Source organism: Caballeronia sordidicola (genome assembly GCF_000729995.1).
Taxonomy (GTDB): Bacteria; Pseudomonadota; Gammaproteobacteria; order Burkholderiales; family Burkholderiaceae; genus Caballeronia; species Caballeronia sordidicola_A.
In genome coordinates, this window is sequence record NZ_JNFG01000020.1 from 1 (window position 1) to 24,343 (window position 24,343).

21 protein-coding genes and 1 pseudogene are annotated in these 24,343 nt (G+C 57.9%); 16 read left to right on the plus strand and 6 right to left on the minus strand.

Annotated features, from left to right (window positions below; translation table 11 throughout):
* Both FH08_RS53425 and FH08_RS0119255 read left to right on the plus strand, forming a co-directional pair.
* On the plus strand, positions 1–187 hold a 187-nt coding region (locus FH08_RS53425), incomplete at its 5' end, for a hypothetical protein (RefSeq protein WP_035566649.1).
* Positions 188–869: 682 nt separating this feature from the next.
* Positions 870–1,964 (plus strand): hypothetical protein, encoded by a 1,095-nt coding sequence (locus tag FH08_RS0119255; RefSeq protein WP_031359905.1) that lies wholly within the window; start codon positions 870–872, stop codon positions 1,962–1,964.
* Between the two features lie 205 nt (positions 1,965–2,169).
* Here FH08_RS0119255 and FH08_RS0119260 read toward each other — a convergent pair whose 3' ends face one another.
* Complete coding sequence (locus FH08_RS0119260) at positions 2,170–2,925, minus strand: CHAP domain-containing protein (RefSeq protein ID WP_031359906.1); 756 nt, start codon at positions 2,923–2,925, stop codon at positions 2,170–2,172.
* An 11-nt stretch (positions 2,926–2,936) separates the two neighbouring features.
* Positions 2,937–4,091: a S1 family peptidase gene (locus FH08_RS0119265; RefSeq protein WP_152602870.1), complete on the minus strand. Its 1,155-nt coding sequence runs from the start codon at positions 4,089–4,091 to the stop codon at positions 2,937–2,939.
* Positions 4,092–4,954: 863 nt separating this feature from the next.
* Between FH08_RS0119265 and FH08_RS0119270 the strand changes: the two genes are divergently transcribed.
* The 8 genes and pseudogenes from FH08_RS0119270 (at position 4,955) to FH08_RS0119310 (ending at position 13,900) form a co-directional block, all read left to right on the plus strand.
* Positions 4,955–6,631, plus strand: coding sequence for an AIPR family protein (locus FH08_RS0119270; protein ID WP_031359908.1), 1,677 nt, complete (start codon positions 4,955–4,957; stop codon positions 6,629–6,631).
* Between the two features lie 1,082 nt (positions 6,632–7,713).
* Positions 7,714–7,860: a DUF3563 family protein gene (locus FH08_RS50480; protein WP_152602871.1), complete on the plus strand. Its 147-nt coding sequence runs from the start codon at positions 7,714–7,716 to the stop codon at positions 7,858–7,860.
* 155 nt (positions 7,861–8,015) lie between these two features.
* On the plus strand, positions 8,016–8,825 hold the full coding sequence (locus FH08_RS0119285) for an alpha/beta fold hydrolase (RefSeq protein WP_031359909.1): 810 nt from the start codon (positions 8,016–8,018) through the stop codon (positions 8,823–8,825).
* A gap of 447 nt (positions 8,826–9,272) precedes the next feature.
* Entirely contained in the window at positions 9,273–10,448 is a 1,176-nt protein-coding gene (locus FH08_RS0119295; RefSeq protein ID WP_031359911.1) for an FUSC family protein, read from the plus strand.
* Positions 10,449–10,535: 87 nt separating this feature from the next.
* Positions 10,536–10,640, plus strand: a pseudogene (locus FH08_RS53430) (LysR family transcriptional regulator); the annotation flags it as partial.
* A 273-nt stretch (positions 10,641–10,913) separates the two neighbouring features.
* Positions 10,914–11,555 carry a DsbA family oxidoreductase gene (locus FH08_RS0119300; protein WP_031359912.1) on the plus strand — a complete coding sequence of 214 codons (642 nt, stop codon included), beginning with the start codon at positions 10,914–10,916 and terminating at the stop codon, positions 11,553–11,555.
* Positions 11,556–11,885: 330 nt separating this feature from the next.
* Positions 11,886–13,373 carry a CoA-acylating methylmalonate-semialdehyde dehydrogenase gene (locus tag FH08_RS0119305; protein WP_031359913.1) on the plus strand — a complete coding sequence of 496 codons (1,488 nt, stop codon included), beginning with the start codon at positions 11,886–11,888 and terminating at the stop codon, positions 13,371–13,373.
* Positions 13,374–13,450: 77 nt separating this feature from the next.
* Positions 13,451–13,900, plus strand: coding sequence for a PaaI family thioesterase (locus FH08_RS0119310; protein ID WP_031359914.1), 450 nt, complete (start codon positions 13,451–13,453; stop codon positions 13,898–13,900).
* A gap of 25 nt (positions 13,901–13,925) precedes the next feature.
* On the opposite strand, the gene FH08_RS0119315 is transcribed toward FH08_RS0119310, so the two are convergent.
* Both FH08_RS0119315 and FH08_RS0119320 read right to left on the minus strand, forming a co-directional pair.
* The gene (locus FH08_RS0119315; protein ID WP_031359915.1) at positions 13,926–15,242 is read right to left on the minus strand and encodes an MFS transporter; all 1,317 of its coding nucleotides are present in this window, start codon (positions 15,240–15,242) and stop codon (positions 13,926–13,928) included.
* A 43-nt stretch (positions 15,243–15,285) separates the two neighbouring features.
* Positions 15,286–16,467: a M20 aminoacylase family protein gene (locus FH08_RS0119320; protein WP_031359916.1), complete on the minus strand. Its 1,182-nt coding sequence runs from the start codon at positions 16,465–16,467 to the stop codon at positions 15,286–15,288.
* 141 nt (positions 16,468–16,608) lie between these two features.
* Here FH08_RS0119320 and FH08_RS0119325 point away from each other — a divergent pair, with 141 nt between their 5' ends.
* A complete protein-coding gene (locus FH08_RS0119325) occupies positions 16,609–17,541 on the plus strand; it encodes a LysR substrate-binding domain-containing protein (protein ID WP_051888371.1) in 933 nt (310 codons plus the stop codon).
* Here the strand turns inward: FH08_RS0119325 and FH08_RS0119330 are convergent.
* A complete protein-coding gene (locus tag FH08_RS0119330; RefSeq protein ID WP_031359918.1) occupies positions 17,524–17,997 on the minus strand; it encodes an Lrp/AsnC family transcriptional regulator in 474 nt (157 codons plus the stop codon). The genes FH08_RS0119325 and FH08_RS0119330 overlap by 18 nt on opposite strands.
* Positions 17,998–18,116: 119 nt before the next feature.
* Between FH08_RS0119330 and FH08_RS0119335 the strand changes: the two genes are divergently transcribed.
* Both FH08_RS0119335 and dapA read left to right on the plus strand, forming a co-directional pair.
* Positions 18,117–19,016, plus strand: coding sequence for a DMT family transporter (locus FH08_RS0119335; RefSeq protein WP_031359919.1), 900 nt, complete (start codon positions 18,117–18,119; stop codon positions 19,014–19,016).
* A gap of 259 nt (positions 19,017–19,275) precedes the next feature.
* Complete coding sequence (gene dapA, locus FH08_RS0119345; RefSeq protein WP_031359920.1) at positions 19,276–20,133, plus strand: 4-hydroxy-tetrahydrodipicolinate synthase; 858 nt, start codon at positions 19,276–19,278, stop codon at positions 20,131–20,133.
* A gap of 53 nt (positions 20,134–20,186) precedes the next feature.
* On the opposite strand, the gene FH08_RS0119350 is transcribed toward dapA, so the two are convergent.
* Positions 20,187–20,990, minus strand: coding sequence for a hypothetical protein (locus FH08_RS0119350; RefSeq protein ID WP_031359921.1), 804 nt, complete (start codon positions 20,988–20,990; stop codon positions 20,187–20,189).
* Between the two features lie 345 nt (positions 20,991–21,335).
* Between FH08_RS0119350 and FH08_RS0119355 the strand changes: the two genes are divergently transcribed.
* Genes FH08_RS0119355 through FH08_RS0119365 form a run of 3 tightly spaced genes read left to right on the plus strand, consistent with a single transcriptional unit; the run spans position 21,336 to position 24,328 of the window.
* Entirely contained in the window at positions 21,336–22,484 is a 1,149-nt protein-coding gene (locus FH08_RS0119355; RefSeq protein WP_031359922.1) for a CaiB/BaiF CoA transferase family protein, read from the plus strand.
* 33 nt (positions 22,485–22,517) lie between these two features.
* Positions 22,518–23,201 (plus strand): hypothetical protein, encoded by a 684-nt coding sequence (locus tag FH08_RS0119360; RefSeq protein ID WP_152602872.1) that lies wholly within the window; start codon positions 22,518–22,520, stop codon positions 23,199–23,201.
* The gene (locus FH08_RS0119365; protein ID WP_031359924.1) at positions 23,198–24,328 is read left to right on the plus strand and encodes a helix-turn-helix domain-containing protein; all 1,131 of its coding nucleotides are present in this window, start codon (positions 23,198–23,200) and stop codon (positions 24,326–24,328) included. Before FH08_RS0119360 ends, FH08_RS0119365 begins: the two co-directional genes overlap by 4 nt.
* The last annotated feature ends 15 nt before the right edge of the window (positions 24,329–24,343 follow it).

The window sequence follows — 24,343 nt, forward strand, 5'->3', positions numbered from 1 at the left end:
GGGACTTGACCACATCCTCTTTGATGAAATTGATGTTCCACATGCCGCATTCAATAATCCGCACTTCGTTGCGAGAGCAGGTGTCGTCGGAGTTTGTGCCGTTACGCGTTTTGACACGGTCTGGGCCATGAGCCGCCGCTCACACGCGTCGTCGATCGGACGTTCGGGCGTCGGCTCCGCCCCGTAACCGGCCATTCGATTGTCAAAGACAAGCGCTCCTTCATCGGCCTTTGCGGTCGTTCACACGCTAACGGACTCCGTGCCCAACGAGTGGCTGCTTATTAGCAAGCCTAGCATCGCAGCCCGCACACACGTGCAATTGGAATCCTCACCAGCTGAACAGTAGCTTTCGAAGTTCAACGCTCGTCGGTGCGCCTGCGAGTGCCGGCAGGTCTCGAGGCGAAGTCTTAACCTGTATGGGGGCGAAGTCGGGTGAACGTGGACAACCGCTTCGGCGAAGTTCGGATGAGCATGATCGACGCCCTCTCATCCGAAACGTATCCCTTGTGTCGGGCCTTGGGATGCGCGGTATCAATCCGAGAATTTTCCGAGCATGAAAGCGCCTTATAGAAGGCACCTTTCTCGTAGCACCATGTCAGCGCCTTCCCCCGTGCGACGGAGAAGGCTTGCTCGTCGAAGAGCCATCCTAATTTGTAGCTCCCGTTGGCGCGAAAGTCCAAGGGCACTAATTTTGCACTAAATGCCTACATTGGCTCTCGACGGTCCTTGGGACACAAAGCTGGTGTACAAGCGGCAGTGACAAACTACAGAATTCATCCTAACCTTAATACGCGAGATCGAACAATTTCTAGAACGTGACGCTGCTCGAAAGTCGCTTTGGAAACCGATATTTTTGTTGGAGACAAATCGTGCCGGCAGCCCGGTTGACCCCTATAGTCTCAGCCTTGCTGATCATCGTCACTGCTGTTCATGCCGCCGACGTTTACGACCGGAATGCGCAATTACGCGCGTCCACTATAAACGTAGCAGCGATTATCTCGTCGGTGCGCTCGAATATCGTTAAAGCGGGGAGTCCCGACGCCAGAGGAGCCGACACGCACATCACGTTTATTGTAGATCAGTCACCCTTGCCGAATGCGTCAGAGAATTCCGGGACAATTCGGATATCGAATAGCCTTCACGTGATGTTGCTTTATCTCGCCGACGTCGCAATCGAGCAGAAGGCGGATGCAAAGTTCAATCAATGCGAAGCGGCATATAACGATTATTTAATATCGGCGATCTGGCGAAACAAACCGCGCTTTGTAGACGACCAACCCTTGGACTACATCGCTGCGCCGGAGGAGTTCATCGCCCTTGCCCAGCCACTTTGCCACGGCTTCGAAAAGACTTTTCCCCTCCGGAAAGATTGGAGACCCGCACGAGACGAACGAGTAGCACATTTGCTGGCATTCATTTATCTTCATGAGTTAGGTCACTTCGCACTCCACCACACCGGTATCACCGAGGATGCGGTACACGCCTCATCGGTTGGAAGCGCAGACCCGCAAGTCTTGCTTGAGCTAACGCGCTCGCGCAATCAGGAGTTCGAGGCCGATGCTTGGGGCTATCGCGAGTATCTAAGAACGTATGGCCCTGATGTTGATGTTGCAATCATAGACATGATGCACTTACTCCAGATTATTGGGAATAGCTATGACTGCTCGCATGAGGCTGTGGCGACACATCCCGACGGCATCGAGCGCTACGCAGTTTTGCTGCCAATCTATCGCGAGGAGTATGAGAAGGCATGGGGAATGAGTGTGCCACCCCAGTTAGATAACCTGTTCAACCTCGTCATCAACTTTTCCGTCCGTGCCCGGGACGCGCTTCACTGCGGCCCAGGACAGGAGAGGGCGAAAATCGATCCGAGCGTCTATGGAGACTGCGCTGCGCAGAACCGATGCTTCGGCACATCGCCGGAGTTTCAAGTCCCGCCCGCATCAAGCGGTGTTGCTAAGTAGGCGGAAGTACGCTGTGTGCAGAAACGCCTATGCGGTACGGCGCGGCGCGTATTTCCCTTATCTCAGCGACCTTATTTAAGGTGACACTCGCAAGTGTTGGCGCGATGGGGGTGACACTTGCTATTGCTGCAGCGGCGCGACCCGGGAACTAGGAGAACCAATCGCAATGAATCGGTTGTCTCGATCGAGAGCAACGCGGATTGAGTCAGGTATCCGCCGACCGAGTCGGTATAGTTTTGTAATCCCTGAATGAAGCTTTTTCGAGAATATACCCATCTTTCGGAATGGAAGTTCTATTAATGGACGAATATTTTTTCCCGTGATACTGATTGCCCCCCGCAACCTCATAGGCCGCAGGCGTTTCCCCCAAGTAGATTGCCACGTGACCGTGGCCCACGTCCGGGTTTGCGCCGCGTATCTTAAACACTATAAGGTCCCCGGTGACAGGTTGTTGCGTCTCATGCCCAAGCCCTTTGCCATTACCATTGATGGAACGGAACGAGCCCGAGTCAGCGCGCCCCGTTCCCTCACGACCCAATCGATTCAAAGCCCAGTTTAGGTATGCCGCGCACCACGGAATCGTGTCACCTTTCACATACACCTGCTTATGATCAAGCGAAGTGGCGTAATAAAACTGGACGATGACAGGATTCCAACGATCCGGCCAGGCAGCGTTGTAAGCGTGTCCGTCCACGTTTTTTTCGGTTAAGGATTCAAACCAATCGGTTAGTTCGATAAGAGAATTGCCCTTGGCGGCCGCACATATGTCTAGAGCTTTCTGATTCTCTTCGTCCGTCGCAGGGTGCGTACCAAGCGGCTGAGGCTGTTCGGGAGGATTAGCTCGGTAGTCGGCATAGTCGTCATCGGCGGGATTCCCAATTGCAAACAACCTCCCCGGAATAAAAAGCGAAGGTGTTGCGCCGGCAATAAGGCCCGCCTTGAGCAAGTCACGTCGTAACATGCGACACCTCTTCAATTTAGCTTAACTTCTGTTAGGATCAGTCTCGCCTTAAGCCAACCCCGCCACTGATCGAATAGCGGCCCGCTTTCTAGGGTATAGCGATACACAATCGAAAAGCCATCTGGCGCAATTTCGCCCCTGTCGTTTGATACCCTCGTCGCGCTCAGCGTCTGGACATCGTATTTAACGATTCGGTAACCTGGCGTTGCCTTGATTGGCCCTAAAGTAAATTTTCGTTTTGTGGTTGCGAACGCATCGTGGTCCGAAAGTGTCTCGTCGATACTGTAGGCGACATTCAAAGTGTCCGGAAAACTCGCGTCCAGATTAGTCGGCAAAGTTGGAAGTCCGAGGCCGACAGAGGCGCCTGAGTTCGTTGCCTCAGCGTACTGTGCAGCGAGGGCCTTCCATTTCTCGCGTGTTGTCTCGGGCGGATTCTCCATTTCGGAGACGAGCGTGGGCGGCAGATATTGACGGACCTCGCTCAACAGAATAATCCGTCCCTTTCCCATAACGTAAGGATCACTGACCTCTGCAACTTTTTCTCCATCATGAACTAGTCCAACTACAACTCCATTTACGTAAGCAGGACCACCACTGAACCCTGCGAGCAGCAAGACATCGGTTTTTGCAAACGGGGTTTCGACTCCGGCAACATACCCTCCGGCCCCTTCGAGCGCCCCGCCCTTTGGAAATCCGCGAATCCACACTCTCTGTGATTCGGAAACGCTTCCGCTTAGCGAGACACGCGCCGGCAAAGGAATGGGCTTGTTTTCACCAACTGGGGCACAGTAAGCGAGATCCACGCTCTCAATTGGTGTACAGGCTAAGGTGAATTCACTGGGCGGGAATGTGCTTGATTGAGCCTTAATCTCAACGGCATCCGCCATATCGTGCCCGGGAAACAAGTGCTTTGCCGTCAGAATCGTGCCGCCAGAAGTTGTTTCAATACCTGTGCCGGAGGATTGACACTGATTGCCCGCCAAGCACCGTTCGTTATCAGGTCTCCCAACTTCATCATCGTCCTTTTTGCTTATCCATGTAGACGTTATGAGGAAGGTCGCAGCTGTGTCGGTCAAAGGAAAGACTGAGTCGTCGGAGGCCTCTGAAACTTGCAAGCGGACGCCGAGAAGAACCATACAGGAAAGGGCTTTCAATAATCGACGCATGTGTCTCCCTGCTGAAGGGCGCGCGATGCACGAACGAACGCAGAAGTCGAGCGTTGCTCCCAACCTCGTTCTTTTGAAAATGTTGAAAATAGGAAAACTTAGCCCTTAAGCCTGCATTAATATGTGCGCTCCCCAACGTTTTGGCCGAGATAAATTTTATTTTGTCGAGAACTCCACAAGCAGCGGCGGCACGGTAAAAATGACGCTGAAGAGCCGCTTTAGGGCTAGCTCGGTTAGTTTTTGAATGAAATCTAGCGACGTCTGGTTACCGTGACAAACATGATTTCCCCCACGCCCAGTATGGAAACACGTCAAATAGCAGCCTTGGGCCGCATTCTTGCCTGTGCGGACTTATCCGGGCTCATTTTTCCCCGACGAGTTGGTGTTGCATGAATTCGAAGCGGCGGACGTTGCGCCTCGCGTTAGCAACTGCGTTCCAAAGTAGCTTCAAACGGCGCGGCCCCCCGCAGTACATGTTTCGTTTAATTCGATTGAACCCCACATCACATAACCACGATGGCCCACCACAATAGCCGTTGCCCTTGCCTTGGACGCGTGAAGGAACATTTTGCGCACAGACAGGGACAGCAGTTGCGGCTGGATTTCACGCTCCCGTCACGGTAACTGCCTCGTGTGAAAGATACGCGAGCCTAGAGGCCACGGGAATCTAGCAATACTCGCTCAGCGCATCTCTCACGGACATCTACATCGATCCATTCGCGATTCGACGGGAACGACTCGCTTTCTTAGACGAAAATCGGGTTCTCTTGACATTTGTCCCTGTTATAGTGCACAAATCGTGCGGTCCGTTTTGGCCTTCACATAGTCCTGATGTTTGCGAACATACAATTGCGATTAAAGGTATGAAACCAGATCTGAGCTACCCAGCTATCCTTGAAATTATCGCCCCGTACAAAAGTAATAAGCGGACAGAAAGCGCCGCATTCTTGGCTTGGTACCTTGCGAACTATTATAGGCTTGACAATCTCGAGGCTATTGACTGCATTTGTGACCAACCAGGCGACAAGGGGGTGGATGGCATCTACGTTAATGAAGGCGCCGGCACTATTGATATCTTCCAAAGCAAAATCAGTCAGAAGGCCAATTCCAGCATCGGTGACACCCAGTTAAAAGAATTTCATGGAACCCTGGCTCAATTTCAGTCGGTTGAATCTCTTCAAAACTTAATAAACAGTGCCGGCGACGTTCAGGTTGCGTCACTCATAAAGCGGCTGGATCTTCTTAAAAAAATTGAGGATTACGACGTTCGTGGTGTCTTCGTTGCGAATCTGGATATCGATCATAATGGTTCAGCTTACCTAAAGACGGCAACGATAAAATTCGTCGGGCGCAGTGAGATGGAGGAGACTTACATTTCCGACCAGAAAGAGCAGATGCACACCGGCGAGGCTGAGTTCGATATTTTCGGTGTCACTGTCAGCGACTACGCAGTCGATGGAGAGACAAAAGCCGCGATCGGACCCGTACTAGCGTCGGATCTGGTGAAACTAGGCGGGATTGCGGACCAATCGCTCTTCTCGGCGAATGTGCGGGCATCACTAGGGAACACAAAGGTCAACAAAGATATTGCAAATAGCATTCGGAATCCGGCCTTGCATAAGGCGTTTCCGTTGTTTCACAATGGGATTACGGTCCTGGCAAAATCGGTAGCCCACGATGATAAAAAACTAACGATTAAAGATTATTATGTTGTCAATGGTTGTCAGAGCTTAAACGCGCTCCATCTCAATCGAGAATTCATCTCTGGCGATCTTCGTGTCCTTACCAAATTTATTCAGGTTAAAGTCGACTCCGATCTTTCAGAACTGATCACCACATATTCAAATAACCAAAACGGGGTTAAGGCGCGAGACTTCAAATCAAATCATCCGATCCAAACGAGGCTTCAAAAAGAATTTGATAAATTCTATGCCACTGATTATTCGTATGAGGTGAAACGAGGGGAGCCTCAAGCGGAAGATACGATCTCAATTTCGAATGAGGACGCCGGGCTATTGCTGATCGCATTTGATCTGGAGGAACCGTGGACAACCCATCGAAAGTACCAAATTTTCGAGGACCGTTACGCGGAAATATTTGGCAGACCGGATGTGACCGCTGACAGAATTGTGCTCCTGCACGAGATAGCGGAAGTGCTACGCGAGAAGCTCCCGGAGCTTAAAAACCAGCTTATTGGAAAATACGTATTGACGACGTTTGACATGCTTCTGGCTGTTCGTCGGATACTAGAGCAGGACCTTGTTGGCAAGGAAATGATTTCCACGCCTAAAAAATTCGCTAGAAGCCCTGAGATGCGGCAGAGGTTCCGAAAGATGATGGAATCAATCATTTCAGCGCTTGTCATAGATTTGGATGTGGAAACCCAGGATCTTGCAGACGACTTTGACTATCGGGGCAAGCTACGAGATCGCGAATATGTGGTTGGTCTGGTGAACGCGCTTGTCGCGTCGTATCGGAAAGACGTAATGCGAAAGAAGACACCCAGCATCGGAGAAGCATGGGAAGAAGCCGCGAAATGAGAGTAAGTAGAGCGTAGGCACGTTGGCATTAGGGACTGAACCCGCTTGTAGACTCTGTCTGGGGGTGGCGTTTTAGGCTCTAATGCTGACGTTTTCCTTTTTCTTCTCTCGGTGACAACATATTGCGGGCTAACCGACGGTAGCGGTTTCATCGAAGTAGCAGTCACATCTTCTGGACGCGATCATTTGCGTGAGGAGCCGCGTTGATCGTTTTTCGATATATTAGGCACCCTAAGTGGTTTGACCGCTGACTGAGCCAGAAGCCGTTCGGAGGAACCTGGGCCTTGTATCGCCGCAATGCTCTTAAAATGGTCATCGAGGCGTCTATGATCGTTCGGCGATTGCGGATCGACTTCGGTGCCAAGTTTTTCACGGAAGCTGCCGTTGACGTGGCCTCCCGATCATTGTCCGAAACGGGTCGAGAGCACGCGTTGGCTGACCTTGAGACCTGACATTGGGAGCCATCGTCGTGCGAACCGCAGGAAACCGAGCGGTAGCTGCCTCACCCACATCGTTTCTTGAGCGTCGGCTTCGGCCGATAACTTGCCGACCAACTCGGCGCGGCGAGCGTCCGTTGCACTCCGGTAGCTGCCGGTGCGGCGCCAGGAGTCCGAACGGCAGTTGTGGGTAGAGACCGCCGATGGATCCATATCCGGTCAAATGCCCATAGCGGATCGATCAGACTCATTCGAGCGCGCCGGGACGCGGTCCTTTGTGATCGCAGGTATCGGCAGAACCATCAGATGACGGCGTCGGCGAATACCCCTTCCCAAGACGTAGCGCTCGATATAACGCGACACCCACTCAACAGGTGTTTGTCACGGACCGACTTCCGCTCGACTATTCGTCGGCCCCGCGGCAACACTTCGCCCCATCCGCATCCCTCAGAGACCGCTGAAATTACCGCCAGTCAAGGCTCGCTGCAACATGGCATGGACTCTGCTCTACCCAGCGTCCAGCCGTAGCACGACACGCCCATCCATCGAATTCGATGTCCCGCACCGGATGCACGCCTGGAATCCGCGTGTCGCGCCCCGTTCGTGCCGATACGCAATTGACCAGATCGCCGACCGGAGGATGTTGTGTTGATTTTGTTTATCTATCTGTTGCCGTTTTTCAGAAAGGCGCTTGACCGTGCTGAACACAGTCGTCGTGACGCGTACCTCGCGTCCGCCGTCGACATGGGCGAGCTCGAACGTCGCATGCATTCGATGGAGACTGACCGCTGAGGGTGTGACAAACCAATGCGCCTTGAACTAATCAGTTCGGACTCCGGGACAAGCGCGCCGGTGTCCCGATCATAGCCAGCTACCCGCGCCGAGCCGATAGTGAGCCTTCTCCGGTCCGGCATCCGCGCCCCCACCTCTTGAGTACCATGAACGACATGAATAACACTATCGCGTCGCAAGCCTTCTCATCCGTAACATCGGTGATTGCACTGCATTGCTCCGGTTCGGGAGCGTCGCAATGGCGCAAGCTCGGCGAGGCGCTGGGCTCGCGCCACGCGTTCGTCGCGCCCGAGCACTACGGCTGTGATAGCACGGGCCCGTGGAGCGGTGAGCGCGCATTCACGCTCGCCGACGAGGCCGCAAGGACCATCGGCATCATCGACGCCTCGTGCGGCAAGGTGCATCTCGTCGGCCACTCGTATGGCGGTGGCGTGGCGTTACGCGCGGCCGTCGAACGGCCGGAGCGCATCGCGAGCCTGACGCTTTACGAGCCCTCGGCGTTTCATCTGTTGAAGGTGATGGGCGCGCACGGAGCACACGCGCTCGCGGAAATCCTCGCGATCTCGAAGCGCACCGCCGATGGCGTGAGCTGTGGCGATTATCGGGGCGCGGCGGCTTCGTTCGTTGATTACTGGGGCGGCCAGGGCGCATGGGAAGCGCTGCGGCCCTCGGTGCAGGCCGCGCTCACGCGCTGGGCGCCGAAGGCGCCGCTCGACTTCCGCGCGCTGCTCGACGAACGCATGCCCGCAAGCGCGTACACGGGCCTGCGTGTCCCGGCGCTGATCATGCGCGGCCAGCACGCGCCCGTCCCGACGCGCGCGATTGCCGAGCGGCTGCCAATGCTTCTGCCAGCGGCACGGCTTGCAATCGTTGAAGGCGCGGGACACATGGGGCCGCTCACACACGCCGACAACGTCAACGCGATCATCGTGCGGCATATCGCCGAGGCGGATGCGACGGCTTGAACCGGCCTCCCGATAAAACGCGGCGACTCGCCGCGTAGGGGGAGGTTGAAGGCGCATTCGCTGATTGGTTCATCGCGGGCGCTGTCGCAGCTTGCTTTCACAGTCGCTACCCGCGGTTCATTGTGACGATCTTTTGAGGCATGCAGCCAAGCCGGGATGCGGCCTCTTTTCCTCCTTTCCGATACATCGTTGCAGCGCATCGAGCCGGAGTCCGAAACGGACGCTTAGCGGCGCTTTCACCTCAGCTCGACGTCGGGTCGCCTCATCACGGAATAAACTGTCGTGCGAGGACGCGGGCAGCGACTGGACGAAACGCGTCTCAAGCCAAACGTGGAGTTCAACAACGATGATCTGCGATGATCCTCTGCCGGGCGCGTTGTACATCGGGCCGGCAGATCCGATGAGCGATGTTCCGCGCCTTACCCAAACGCGACTGCGGAGGCGCGGATGACGCTCGCCGGCACGCTGGTCCAGACCTGCCGGGCGGCCGTGTCGTCGCTCGGACGCGAATTGGCGGCCTGGAAGCCTTCCAGGGAGCGCGCGACATTCGGGACTGAAGCAATGCTCTCGGTCGCGCTTTCGGTCGCGCTCGCCAACGCGTTGCATCTGTCAGACACGTGGTGGGCGGCCATCAGCGGCTACGCTGTCATGCAAACCAGTTTCGCCGGCTCCGTGCAGCGCGCTGCGCACCGCATCATCGGCACGGTGATCGGCGCCGCACTTGGAACCTTGGCGGGACCGTGGATCGGCGACCGGCCGTGGCTGTTCGTGCCCGTGCTGGGGGCGATCGGCGGCGTTGCGGTGTATCAGGCCAACGGGCCCAGGGCGGCCTACGCCTGGGTGCTGGGCGGCGTCACGGCGCTGATGGTGACGTACGAAGCGCATGCGCTCGTATCATTCCGTGCGACCGCATTATTTGCAGCGCTGCGAGTCGCCGAGGTCATGGTTGGAACGCTCGCTTGCCTGCTGGTGGCGAGCGTATTTCACTTCGGGCCGACGTGGTACAGGAAGACGCGGCAACCGTCGATGTCTGCAACCGCCCGCGCAGCCGGTGAAGCCGGGACGCCTGACGCGTCAAGTCCTTCGCCGCCACTGGAAACATTGCGCCCGACTCGCATGCTGCTGGGCTTGCAGGGCGCACTGGCAATCGTGATTCTCTCAGCGCTAACGTACGTTTTGCATCTGCCAGGTTTCGCGCAAGCGATGGTCACGGCGATCGCGGTGCTGGTGTTGCAGGTAGGCTTGCCGGCAAACGGGACCCAGCAACCGGTCATCGAAAAGATGGTGCAGCGGGTGGCGGGCTGCTTGCTGGCCGGCGCGCTGGGTGTGGCGCTACTGCCGCTGATGCGGGGCCAGGCGATCCTGTGCATGCTCGCGCTGTCTGCCGGCGTATGGATTGGATGTCACGTGCAGTCGGGACGGGAAGGCGCGAGCTACGTCGGCCGGCAATTCACGATCGCGTTCATCATGGTATTTGTGCAGGACCATCATTGGTCGGCCGATCCGGTACCGGCGCTCATGCGGCTATCGGGCATCCTCACTGGAATTGTCGTGCTGGCAACGGTGATGCTCGCAACCAGCAGGCTGCATTTGCCGCTGTCGACGGATGATGCAAGCCGTTGAGACTCGCATGCACCACGCATCGCCTGGCACTCGTTTTCCGATGTCCGCCTTCGACCATATCGAGCGGCTACTTCGGGTTGACCTCGACTGTTCGCGGTGTATTCGCAGCGGCACCAGATGTCCAACCGGATTCGCGCTTTCGTTGACTTTATCGCCCATGATCTTCGGAATGAAGCGGGGGAGTTCAAGTAGGGTCGATTAGCGTTCCTGATGCGGCGAATTCAGCGCTACCCGGATTCGCAAAAGGGCTGACGCACGCATGCCTTACAGGAACAACTGAATTGCCGCGGGCCATGATCATGTCGCGTCGAAACTCGTCCAGAATAGAACCCATCTCCAATCAGGATTAAACGTCCGGGCGCAGCGGTCGGTCCGGCAAGCATTTGCAAATCCGGCTACGCTGTGTGCGGCTGTTGCCCTCGTGTCGAACCGGTGGCGCGACAGGAAATCATCATCAGGAAAGCAATGAAACAACCAATCAGAATCGATTTTGTCTCCGATGTAGCGTGCCCGTGGTGCGCTGTCGGTCTGTCCTCGCTGCAACTTGCATTGTCACGACTTGGCGATGAGGTCGACGCCGAATTCGTCATGCATCCCTTCGAACTGAATCCGCGGATGGGCGAGGAGGGTGAAGACCTTGTCGAACATATCGCAAAGAAATACGGGCGTACTCCGCAACAGATAGCCCAGGCGCAGGCCGAGCTCCGGCAGCGCGGCGCGGATGTTGGTTTCACCTTCGGCACGCGCACACGCATCTATAACACCTTCGATGCGCACCGCCTGATGCATTGGGCCGGTATCAAAGGTAAGCAGGTAGAGCTGAAACAGGCGCTGCTAAAGGCTTATCACGGCGAGGGCAAGCCGACGAGCAGCCATGACGTTCTGGTCGAAGCCGCGCAATCTGCAGGGCTTGACGGCGCTGAGGCGCGTTCTATTCTGCAAGGAGACGACTACGCCAATGAGGTTCGCGCAGAAGAAGAGAAATACCAGGCAATGGGCATTAATTCAGTACCGTCGGTCATCTTTAATAACCGCTACTTGCTGACTGGCGCACAACCCGCAGAAGCGTTCGAGAAAGCCATTCGACGGATTCTGACCGAAGCGTAATGTGACTTCGGGATCGCAATGGCGCTTCGCCGTTGATTTCTGGATCTCATCACTCGACAGTGAGCGGCTGCAAGAAGCAGTCGTTCACTGGCCCGCCCGGCAATAAGCTTACTCATCAATCAGCCGTCCACGGCTTCCCGTCAGATTTCGATTTGTTCCCGCTGTGCAAGACTGTTTGTTAGCTGCGGGTATTCGAAATCCGGCTCTATGCGCCTACATTTGCCTCTATTGGATTCGTTGGCTCGATCGGCGACGAAGCCGAAAAACCCATGTTCGAAGACATGAGGCGGCGTGGCGCGGGCGGCGCCCGCCTCCACCACGGGAGGACATATGAGCGAAGCAGATCAAGGCGCGCGCGTGCGCGAGCTGAGTCATTTCATCGACGGTCAACGTGCCGCTGGCGCGAGCGGGCAGTTCGCCGATGTATACGATCCGGCGCTAGGCCGAGTGACGGCCCGCGTGCCGGTCGCAAGCACAGCTGAAGTTGCCGCCGCCGTCGCTGCTGCGAAAGCCGCGTTCGCGGCCTGGAGCGAAACCGCGCCGCTGACGCGCGCCCGGCTGATGTTCAAGTTCAAGGAACTGCTCGACGCGCATACCGATGAACTCGCTGAGCTCATCACGCGCGATCACGGCAAGCTGTTTTCGGACGCGAAGGGCGAGGTGCTGCGTGGTATCGAAATCGTCGAATTCGCGTGCGGCATTCCGAACCTGCTCAAGACCGAATTCACCGATCAGGCTGCCAACGACATCGACGCCTGGAATCTACGTCAGCCGCTGGGCGTGGCCGCGGGCGTCACGCCATTCAATTTCCCCATGGTGGTGCCGTGCTGGATGTTCGTGATGGCGGCCGCGTGCGGCAACACGTTCATTCTCAAGCCCTCGGAGCGCACGCCGTCGGCATCCATTCGCCTTGCCGAGCTGTTCATCGAGGCCGGCTTTCCCAAGGGTGTCTTCAATGTCGTGCATGGCAGCAAGGCTGTCGTCGATGCGCTGATCCAGCACCCCGACGTGGTCGCGATGTCGGTCGTCGCCTCGACGCCGGTGGCTGAATACATCTACAGCGAAACCGCCAAGCGGGGCAAGCGCGTGCAGGCGTTGGGCAGTGCGAAAAACCATCTGGTCGTCATGCCCGACGCCAATCTGAACCAAGCCGTCGATGCGCTGATCAACTCGTCGTATGGCTCGGCCGGCGAGCGCTGCATGGCGACCTCGGTCGCGGTGGCGGTAGGGGATGTTGCCGATGAGCTGGTTGAACGCCTCGCGCCGCGTGTGCGCTCGCTCAAGATCGGCGGCGGCATGGAGCCCGATCTGGACATGGGGCCGCTCATCTCCGCCGCGCATCGCACGAAGGTGTTGGGCTATATCGATGCGGGCGTCGCGGCAGGCGCCAGGCTCGTCGTCGATGGTCGCGGCCAACCCTTTCCGGGGCACGAAGAGGGCTTCTTTCTCGCCGGCTCGCTCTTTGATGACGTGAAGCCTGATATGACTATCTATCGGGAAGAGATTTTCGGGCCGGTCCTGTCGGTTGTCCGCGTGCCTGATCTTGCGAGCGCGATAGCACTCGTCAACGCGCACGAACTCGGGAACTGTGTAACGCTTTTCACATCCGACGGCCGCTCGGCACGCACGTTCACCCGGCAGATTCAGGTGGGCATGGTGGGCATCAACATACCGAGTCCGGTGCCGGCGGCGTGGCATTCGTTTGGCGGCTGGAAGCGATCGCTGTTCGGCGATCATCACGCGTACGGCCAGGAAGCCGTGCGCTTTTACACGCACTACAAGAGCGTCATGCAGCGCTGGCCGGATAACGTCGCCTAAGTCAGGAATCGCTCCCGCGCCAGCAAACTGTGCATATTCACAGTATCATCGTTTCCAGACCAACCGGAGGGGAAACGATGAGCCTTATCGATGAAACCGGCGCGGGTCTCGACGGCCTCGCTCAGTTGCGGGCGCTGATGTCCTCGGGACGCAAGCCAGGGATTCTGGAGTCGCTGAATTTCGATTTCGTTGAAGTCGATGCGGGTCGCGCGGTCTTCGCCGGCATACCGGGCGATCACGCGTATAACCCGATTGGCACCGTTCATGGCGGCTACGCAGCCACGCTGCTGGATTCGGCCTGTGGTTGCGCCGTGCATTCACGGCTCACGGCCGCGCAGGCCTACACCACACTAGAGTTGAAGGTCGCGTATCACAAGGCCATCACGCGCGACTCCGGATTGCTGCGCGCCGAGGGCCGCGTGATCTCGATTGGCCGGCGCGCCGCATTCGCGGAAGCCACACTGACCGATGCTACCGGGCGTTTGTATGCATCGGCGACATCGACGTTGCTGGTGTTCGAGCGTTGAGCGTTGCGGCCGCTATGCCGCCAAATCAATCCAGCGCCTTCTGCGATTTTTCATCCATGAATGCGACGGCGATCAACCCCAACAGACCACAGCCGATCACATACCATGCGGGCGCGAGCACACTGCCGGTCGTCACGATCAGCGACGTCACGAAGAATTGCGCGAAGCCGCCAAAGATCGCGACTCCGAGGCTGTAGACCACGGCGCCGCCGGTTGCCCGCACCGAGCGCGGAAAGAGTTCACCGAGCATTGCGCCAACGCCGCCAATATTGATCGCGTGTACCGACGAAAGCAGCGTGACGACCGTGAGCAGCGTGCTGGTTGTCGGCCATCGGTTCAATGCAACGAAGGCCGGATAGATGGCAAGCAGCAGGACGATACGCGTGCCTTGCGCGAGCGCGTTGCGTCCGAAGCGGTCGGTCAGGTATCCACCGACCGGCGAGAGCACAAAAATAATCGCGCCCGATATACAGCCTGACAGCATCGCGATTCCCGGCGGCAGGCCGAGCGTTTTGACAGCGTAGATCGACAGATAAAACACGATGATGAAATGCGCCGATGTCCCGGCAATCGTCAGTCCCAGTCCCGTGAGCACGGCGCGCCGATGATCGCGGAGTACATCAATCAGCGGTAGCTTCGGCGCTTTCTGCTTGGGCGTGTGCACCGGTTCTTCTTCGAGCGTCTTGCGCAGCCACCAGCCGACCGGCACGATCAGCGTGCCGATCAGGAACGGCACGCGCCATCCCCAGCTTTCGAGTTGTGAAGTCGAAAGCGAAGCGGTCAACGCGACACCGGTCAATGCGCCTGCAAGCGCCGAAAGACCCTGGCTGGCGAATTGCCACGACGCATACAGGCCACGCCGGTTCGGCGGCGCTTGTTCGAGCAGAAGCGTAGTCGATGCCCCCACTTCGCCGCCCGCGGAAAATCCTTGAATGAGCCGCGCGATCACCAGGATGACGGGTCCTAAGAACCCGGCTTGTCCGTAGGTCGGCGCGACGGCGATCATCGCCGTGCCCACCGCCATCAGCCCTAGCGTCAGAATCATCGCCTTCTTGCGTCCGGCGCGATCCGCGTACATGCCAATCACAAGCCCGCCCACGGGCCGCGTGAAAAAGCCGACACCGAAACTCGCGACGGCAAGCAGTAACTGCCCGACCGGATCGTGGACCGGAAAGAAAAGCTTGCCGATCAGCAAGGCAAAGAACCCGTAGACCGTGAAGTCGTAGAACTCGAGCGCATTACCTACTGCTGCCGCCGTGACGAGCCGCATGCGGCTTTGCTTGCGCAGGCCCTGAGCAGCGCTCGGCGGAACGTCGAGGCTTGATACGGTAGGAATGCTCATGTCTTCTCTCGGAACGCGGTGGATTCTGCAGGTTTTGAATGGTTCAATCGGCCAGATACGCTTCGGTCAGGCGGACCCAGTAGCTCGCGCCGATAGCGAGAATGTCGTCGTTGAAGTCGTAGCCGGGGTTGTGGACCATGCAGCTGCCCTTACCCTCGATGCCATTGCCGATCCACGCATACGCACCCGGCACGACTTCGGCCATGAACGCGAAGTCCTCGCTGCCCATGAGCGGATGCGCTTGCGTATCCACACGTTGGGTACCGAGCATCTTCTGCGCGACTTCCGCGGCGAACGCGGTGGGTTCAGCGTGATTGACGAGCACGGGATAACCCCATTCATAGTCGATCTCCGCCTCCACCCCGAACGACGCCGCCTGCGCCTGCACGAGTGCCGTAATGCGTTGCCGCAAGAGATCGCGCACGGCGGGATCGAGCGCGCGGATCGACAGTTTCATCTCGGCGGTTTGAGGAATGACGTTGAAGGTATCGCCGGCTTTCACGCTGCCAACTGAGATCACTGCCGACTTCTGCGAGTCGATTTCCCGGGCCACAATGCTCTGCAGCGCGAGGATAATGCCCGCCACCGCGGGCATGGGATCCCGCGACAGATGCGGCAGCGCGCTGTGTCCGCCTAACCCACGCAGCACGATGGTGGCGCGGTCGGCTGAGGCCATCGCGGGGCCGGTGCAGAAGTTCATGCCGCCCGTTTCGTAGCCCGGCATGTTGTGCAGGCCGAACACGGCGTCACACGGAAACTGCTCGAATAGACCGTCTTGAATCATTGCGCGTGCGCCGCCGTAGCTTTCTTCCGCCGGCTGGAAGATCAGCGTCAGCGTGCCGGAAAACTGCCGGCTTTCTGCGAGGTAGCGGGCGGCGCACAGGAGCATGGCGGTATGGCCGTCGTGACCGCAGGCGTGCATGGTCTTAGGTACCGCGCTGGTGTAGGGAAGGCCGGTCGCCTCTTCGATGGGCAACGCATCCATGTCGGCGCGCAGGCCGATGCGCCGGCTGCCGCTGCCAAGTTTCATTACACCCACCACGCCCGTCTTGCCGAGGCCGCGCGTCACTTCGTAGCCCCATTGCGTGAGCAGGCTGGCGACGAGGTCGCTGGTCGCGCGTTCCTCGAACGCGAGTTCCGGATTGGCGTGGATCTGGCGCCGCACGGCGATGAGGTCCGGCGCAATGGCTGCTATTCCGGGAATGACGGGATCGACTGACAGCATGACTAACTCCTTGGATATTCGGCGGGATCAATTCAGCGTGACTGCTTCCGGTCAAGCATATAAAGTCACAAAGAAAACCAAAAGACAGTTAATTAAATTTCTGACTACTATCAGTTGTCGGTATAAACCCTTGAATCCCCGATGAAATACCATCAGTTGCGTGCGTTCCTTACGGTCGCCGAGCAGGGCAGCATCCGCGCGGCGGCGCGTAGCCTGCATCTATCGCAGGCGGCGTTGACGAAGGCGTTGAAAGAACTCGAACAGGACCTGGGCGTGCCGCTGGTCCTGCGTACCGCGCGCGGCGTGCAATTGACCGCGTTCGGCTCGCAGTTGCGGATTCGGGCGCAGATGGTCGTGAGCGAGATGCGGCGCGCCGAAGACGACATCGCGCATATGAAGGGCGCGGTGACCGGCAGCGTGGCCGCCGCCGTCACGCCGACCGCCGCGTTGTCGATTCTCCCTAAAGCGTTCAGCGCATTTCGAAAGAAGATGCCGCATGCGCGCGTGAGTTTTATCGAAGGATTTCCGGGCGTGGCGCTGCCGCGTTTGCGCGACGGGTCACTTGATTTCGTCGTGGCCGTCGTAGTGCCGGAGCATCTGGGTCCGGCGTTCGATTACATCGAGCTATACAAAATCAGTTCGGTGGTCGTCGCGCGGCAAGATCATCCGCTGGCGCACTGTACGTCCCTGGCTGAACTCGTCGATGCGGAATGGCTGTTGAATCCGTCGCCCGAAAGCTCGACACGCGGACTACTCGATTTCTTCGCCGCGAATGGTTTGCCGGTGCCGCAGAAAATTATCGAATGCCCGAGCTTCGTGATTGCGCACGGATTGCTGCGCGGCTCGGATACCGTTGCGATGTTGCCCGAGCCCTTGCTGGACCAACCGTGGGTGCGCGAGGGAATCGCCGTGTTGCCTGTAGCCAACCTGCCGCCGCCGATAGCAATCGGCGTAGTGACGCGCCGCGACAGCCCGCTGACGCCCGCGGCTTCGTTGCTGCTGGATTGTTTGCAGGATGCGGTGACGTCGCTCAGGTTGAACGTTTCGGCGCGCCGGTCAATCCAGGGGCGGTAAGCGGCGTTCGACCGGCGTCGACTTGATGATTGCCGTGCTTGTCTCCGCTCGCTCCGCGACCTTCGAGAGAATCTCGTCGAGTTGTTCGATTGTCTTGAGAAAGAGCCGGCAGACAAAACAGTCGTCGCCGGTGACCTTGTCGCATTCGACGAATTCGGGAATGCGCCGGATGGCTTCTTCCACCAAGTGCAGTTGACCTGGCAGCGGCTTGACTCGAACGATGGCCTGAAGCGTGTATCCCAGCGCGCGCGGATCGAGCTTGACCCCGAACCCCTGGATCACGCCACGCGCTTCGAGCTGACGCACGCGCTCGGCTGTGCTTGGCGCCGACAAGCCGATTCGGCGCGCAAGCTCGCTCATCGCGATCCGGCCGTCCTCGGATAGAACGGCGAGCAATTCGCGGTCGGTCTGGTCGAGCGATACAAGACCCGGCAGGGAAGAAAGGCGATTCTTCAAATGGACCTTCGATTTGAAGTTAAAACGTCAATGTCCGCTCATTTTACACATGGAATCACACTCGGCCGCCCACTAAACTTACTAGACTGAAGGACTGGCACCACTTGAAAGGCGAGGCGATGAGCTCGAGAGAAATGCGCGTTGGTTGCGTAGAAATGAGTGTAGCGATGCTGATATCCGGCACGGTCGGCTGGCTCGTCGTGTCGTCGCAGCAAACTCCCTTGAACGTGGTGTTCATTCGTTGCGTGTTCGGCACGGCGACGCTGTTCGTGATCTGCGCATTCAAGGGGATGCTGCGCAAAAGCCTGTTTTCCTGGCGCATGCTTGGACTGGTTGCGCTCGGCAGCGCGACGATTGTCGGCAACTGGGTGCTGCTGTTTGCGGCTTATTCGCGAGCTTCCATATCGATGGCGACCGCCGTCTATAACACCCAGCCTTTCATGCTCGTCCTGCTCGGCGCGGTAGTGTTTCGCGAACGGATCACCCTGCGCACGATTCTCTGGCTGGTCGTTGCGTTTCTAGGCCTTGTGCTGGTCGTGCGAGTGGAACCCGCGGTGCTGGCCAGGCCCGGTGAATATCTGGAAGGTATTGCCTATGCGCTCGGCGCCGCATTTCTCTATGCGATCTGTTCGATCGTGACCAAGCAACTCAAGGGAACGCCGCCCCATTTGATTGCGCTGTTGCATGTGGCGCTTGGCATCATCATGCTTGCGCCGTTTGTCGATTTCCGGCATCTGCCTACCACCCCGAACCATTGGGCGGATCTCGTCGTGCTCGGCGTGGTCAACACCGGCATCATGTACGTGCTGCTTTATGGCGCCATTCAGAAACTGCCGACTGCGGTGATTGGCGCGTTGTCGTTCATCTATCCGGTCGTGGCGATCATTGTGGACCGGGTCGCGTTCGGACAACGCTTAGGATGGCTGCAGATTGTTGGCGCGGCGTTGATTCTGCTGGCGGCCGCCGGAACAACGTTGGGTTGGGAACTCATGCCGCGAAAACGTGCGGCGTTCGAATAACCAGTCATCTTTTCGTATTAACAAGCTTCCCGGCAACTATCCGTCATGAACCTGCTTGACGTATTTCCGCGCAATGCACCCGATCACTTCCGAGTGATCCGACCAGTTGCGCACGCGGGTTCCAAAAGCAAAAAAACGTCGCTCATCTGACCGGAGCGCTGTTCCGTCAGGTGCGACGGAACAGATGCGGTCACTCGATTTCCATCCCTGTTCTCCGATGCCCTGACGGTTTTTATCGGTCAAACATGGAGAGTAGGGAATGTCGATTTTTTCTGGTATCTGGATTCCGCTGGTCACGCCGTTTTCAAACGGACGTGTCGATCACGACGCGCTGCGAAGGCTGGTCAGGTCTTACATCGATGCAAAGGTTGCAGGGTTTGTTGCGTTGGGAACGACGGGCGAACCTTCGTCGCTCGATCACGCCGAGCAAGAACAGGTGCTTGCGACCATTCTGGATGAGGCGAAGGACCTTCCCGTCGTGGTGGGGCTGGCCGGCAATAACGCGGCGGAGCTTCGCGAACGCGCACTTCGCTTGAACGAGCTTCCGATTACCGGTTTGCTCGTTCCTTCGCCTTACTATGTCCGGCCCTCGCAGGCCGGCTTAACGAGCCACTTCACCACCCTCGCCGATATCAGCACGGTCCCTCTGATTGTCTACGACATTCCGTATCGGACGGGTGTACGGCTGGACCTCGCGACCCTGTTGACGCTCGCGGGTCATCCCAACATTCACGCCATCAAGGATTGCGCCGGATCGCTCGAGACGACCCTAGCGCTGATCCTCGATGGACGTTTGTCGGTGCTGGCGGGTGAGGACCTGAATATGTTCAACACGCTATGTCTTGGCGGGCACGGTGCGATCGCGGCAAGTGCGCATGTGCGCGCGGCTGACTTCGTTGCGGTCTATAACGACATCAAGGGCGGGCGGCTTGATGAAGGGCGTGCGCGGTTTCATCGGCTGGTGCCGTTGATACAAGCACTCGGGTCCGAGCCTAATCCGGCACCCGTGAAGTGTGCGCTCGATGTCTTGGGGATGATTCGACAGGAACTTCGTGCGCCGATGACGCAAGCGACAGACCGGCTTCGTGATCAGCTTGGAACCTTGCTGCCGAGCTAGGCAAGAAACAGCGCGGCAGCCGGTGGATGCGATTCACGTGCATAGGCCCGCGCTTATTTCACCAAGTGCAGTCCCTTGGCCAGCACGATGCCCTTCTCGCGGTTGATCAGCCAGATATCGCCGACGTTCGCGTGCATTGTTGCCGTGCGTGTGGTGATATCGGTGGGCTCCTCGTTGCTGGGATCGGTATGGTCCTTGGTTTGTGTCAGATAAGGCGGCACCACGCGACAGATCAACACGAGCGCGAGATCGCCGTCTTCCTCGGAAAACGCGTCCGGCGACAGCACGAAGCGCCCATGCACCGTCGTCTTGTTGTGCTTGTTGACGGGATCCAGCTCGATGATATCGATGTTCTGTATATAGCCCTTGGATTTCGCTTCGGCCGCTACCACCAGCTTCCGCCCACGCGGTCCGGTGATGGTCTTCTTGAGGACTATCGTGTAGGGGTGGTCGCTGTCCGACAGATCCACGTCCACCGTCATTACGCGCACTTTCGACCGATAGCGAATTCCATAGGGTGCGGGCACCACGAAAGCCAGATCGCGGCTTAGCTTGGCGTCCATTAGCGCTGAGTCGTGCAACGTTTTCGGCAGCGCGTCGCCAATCAGATCTTCTACGCGATGCGTGAACGTGCGCGTCTTGCTATCGGTGAATTTGCGCGCCAGCGCGTCCCTGACGGCCGCCGGATCATCGCCGGTGAAACCGGGCGTTACCACGATGCTGACCGGCGCAACAGTCTCTGCTTGTCCGGGCGTCGTGACCGCGCTGCTGGCCGATTGAGCCTGGGCAGTTACACACAAGCAAAGAAGGGCACAAGCGGCGCTTACGCTCGCTCGTTTTATTTCCTGAAGACTCATTAGCAGACTCCCATGGACATGATCGCGGACCGCCTGGTCTTCGTGCTGCACGAGCAGCATTCGAGTCAATTCGTTGTTATTCAATTCTATTCAATGGTACCCGGCTAGAAAAGATAAATGGGAGACATTGGCGCGAGGAAGCGGTATTAACCATAAGGTGGAGAGCCCTTGTCCGCTGAAGATCCGGTGAGGTGTAGAGTTTCCCGAATCGAAGAGCATCTGGAATTTTGGTGCTTAAGAGAAATGCTGGTCTCGACCAACCTTTCCGCTAGGGAAAACCAATATGAAATCTCCCGCCATTCATGCGTTGCCGAGCCGGGATTGTTTATCGCATGAGACGTTGCGATGAGCGGGCCGCTCAAGGGAATTCGCGTGGTTGAGATGGTCGGGCTTGGGCCGTGTCCGTTCGCCGCGATGATGCTCGCTGACATGGGGGCGGACGTGATCCGCATAGATCGTCAGCCGACCGGCGGCGAGACGCCGTATCCCATGCAAGGCACGAAATTCGACGTGATGGCACGTGGGCGCCGCTCGCTCGCGCTGGATCTCAAGCAACCGGAAGCGCGGGAACTGGCGCTGCATCTTGTTGCTCAGGCCGATGCGCTAATCGAAGGTTTTCGCCCTGGCGTGATGGAGCGGCTTGGCCTCGGGCCTGATGCATGCATGGAGCGCAATCCGAAGCTTGTGTACGGCCGCGTGACGGGCTGGGGGCAGGATGGCCCGCTGGCTATGACCGCAGGGCACGATGTGAATTACATCGCGATGAGTGGCATGCTGCACGAGATTGGCCGTAGCGATGCACCGCCGGTGCCGCCGCTGAATCTGCTCGGCGATTTTGGCGGTGGCGGCATGATGCTCGCGTTCGGCGTGTTGTGCGCGCTGCTGGAAGCGCGCGGGTCGGGCAAGGGCCAGGTGATCGATGCCGCGATGGTCGAAGGATCCGCGCTGCTGGGCGCGATGATCTACGGCTACAAGGCGTTCGGCGCGTGGTCGGGCGAACGAGGCACGAGCATGCTTGCCGGCGGCGCGCATTTCTACAATACCTATGCATGCGCGGATGGCAAATTCGTGTCGGTTGGGGCGATCGAACCGCAGTTTTATGCTTTGCTGCTCAAGCTCTGCGGTATTGATGACGCGGCCTTCGATAACCAGATGGATCGCGAGCAATGGCCGTCGCTGAAAACGAAAATAGCGGCCATCTTCGCGACGAAATCGCGAGCGGCGTGGTGCGAATTGATGGAAGGCACGGATGTGTGCTTTGCGCCCGTGCTCGATATGGACGAAGCACCGGAGCATGTGCATAACCGGACGCGGGGGACGTTTATCGACGTAGAGGGGGTGACGCAACCGGGCCCGGCGCCGCGCTTTAGCCGCACGGTGCCGGAGGTGAGTTCGCCGCCGTCGAGTCCGGGGCAGGATACTGACGCGATTTTGCGGGACTGGAATGTGCCGAGTGAGTTGGTCGAGAGGTTGCGGGGGAAGAAGGTGGTTTAGGGGGGGCTATTCGTCGCCTTTCGCCCCAGACTCTTGCGATCGATCCCGGTTGACGAATCCCTATATCTCCGACAATATGCGGTTGACGAATTCGTCAAAAACCGAAAAAGAGATGGTGTTATGGATTTGCCGCTGCCTTGGAAGTCGAAGCCTGTACTCACGGAAGAACGTCTTAACGTGATCGCCCGTGATCTTCGCGATATTTATTACGGCGTCGAGTCGCTGCTCGATACAGAAGACGACTGTTCCTATGGACGCGGGACCCTGTTTTTCGGTCGTTCTCGACAACGGCTCATCCGACTGGGTACCTCAGGTGAGCACGAGTGGCTGAAGCTCACCAATGCTGCGATGGATATTACGCTCGAAATCGAGGGCGTTCCCTTCCGGTTTTTTCGCGACGATCATGAGTCGCCCAAGAAGAAGGGCTTTTGGCGTCGCAACCAGACGGACCAGTTGTTCGCGCCCACCGATGCCGAGGCGGTGGTCTTTCGGTTTATTGTTCAACGTCCTTTGACTGAAAACGACGAACTCGAGATCTATTTCGTTGGTTATAACGCGGTGGAAGATGCGCTATGCGAATGGCGATTTGGCGATGTCCGGGTCCTCAGCAGCACGGACGACCAGTTGCCGGATGCGGTTCATCAGGACGCTCCTCAAGCCGACCTTCTGCACACTGACGACGGCATTTCCCAACCTCACGCCGATACCGGTAAATGACAGTTGAATTCGATGCGGCCAATCTGAGATTGGTCCGCTGCGCTCAAAGCCTTTCGCTTGCTGATGTAGGGGACGCAGTCGGCAAGTCGAAACAATTCATCCAGCGGGTCGAGTCTGGAATGGCTCAACCCACTGATGAACTCGTCGATGCGCTGGCATCTGTGCTTCGCGTGCAGCGGCAGTTCTTTTTCCCGGGCGCACCGCAAGCGTTGCCCGAAGAGGCATTCCATTTCCGCAAGTTGACGACGGCGAAGCTGAGCGACAAGCAGACCGTTATCGCCAAAGGCGAGCTCTTCCGCCGGTTCGTCGCTTCGATTGATGCCCGGTTGCGGCTTCCCCAATTGGACTTTCCTGAATTCCCAATCGACAGCGCGGAGGCGGCGGAGCGTGCCGCCGAGAAATGCAGGGCGCATTGGGGATTGGGCGTGGGACCGATCGGCAATATGGTCCGCGTGCTTGAAAACGCAGGCGCCGTTGTGACTGCGTTTGAACATTCGGCGAAAGATATTGATGCGCTATCTATTGCGTCATCGCGGCCAATCGTGGTGACCAACCGCAGCGACGCGTCAGCGTGCCGCGTGCGCTTCGGATATGCACACGAGTGCGGTCACTTCGTTGGGCATGTCGGCCGCAAGACGGGGGACAAAGCATCGGAGTCCGAGGCTAATCGATTCGCCAGTGCTTTTCTGCTTCCTCGAAGCAGCTTCGTCAAGGAATTTCCCGCCTTGAGAGGCGGCACGCAGGTTAACTGGATTGCGTTGTCGGAACTGAAAATGCGGTGGCGCGTGAGCAAGGCTGCGATGCTGTATCGCGCGCGGCAACTGAACATTCTTGGTGAAGATCAATACAAGCGCGCGCTGCTAGGACATCTGTTTGAAAAAGGCGAGCGCCACATCGAACACGAAGACGTCTCCATTCCGCATGAAAAGCCGGAGCTTCTTCATCACGCACTGGCTGTGCTCAGAGAGAAACTGGGCTTGTCATTGAATGATATTGCCGTGTCCGTGCACATGACCCGCGCACTGCTCGCAGAAATTGCTCCCTTGGCGGACGACGAGCATGAGGCGGAGACCCGTGTTGTTTCCCTTGCGCAATTCCGCCAGGCTCGCGAGAAAACCAACGGCTAAGCCAACCAACATTAT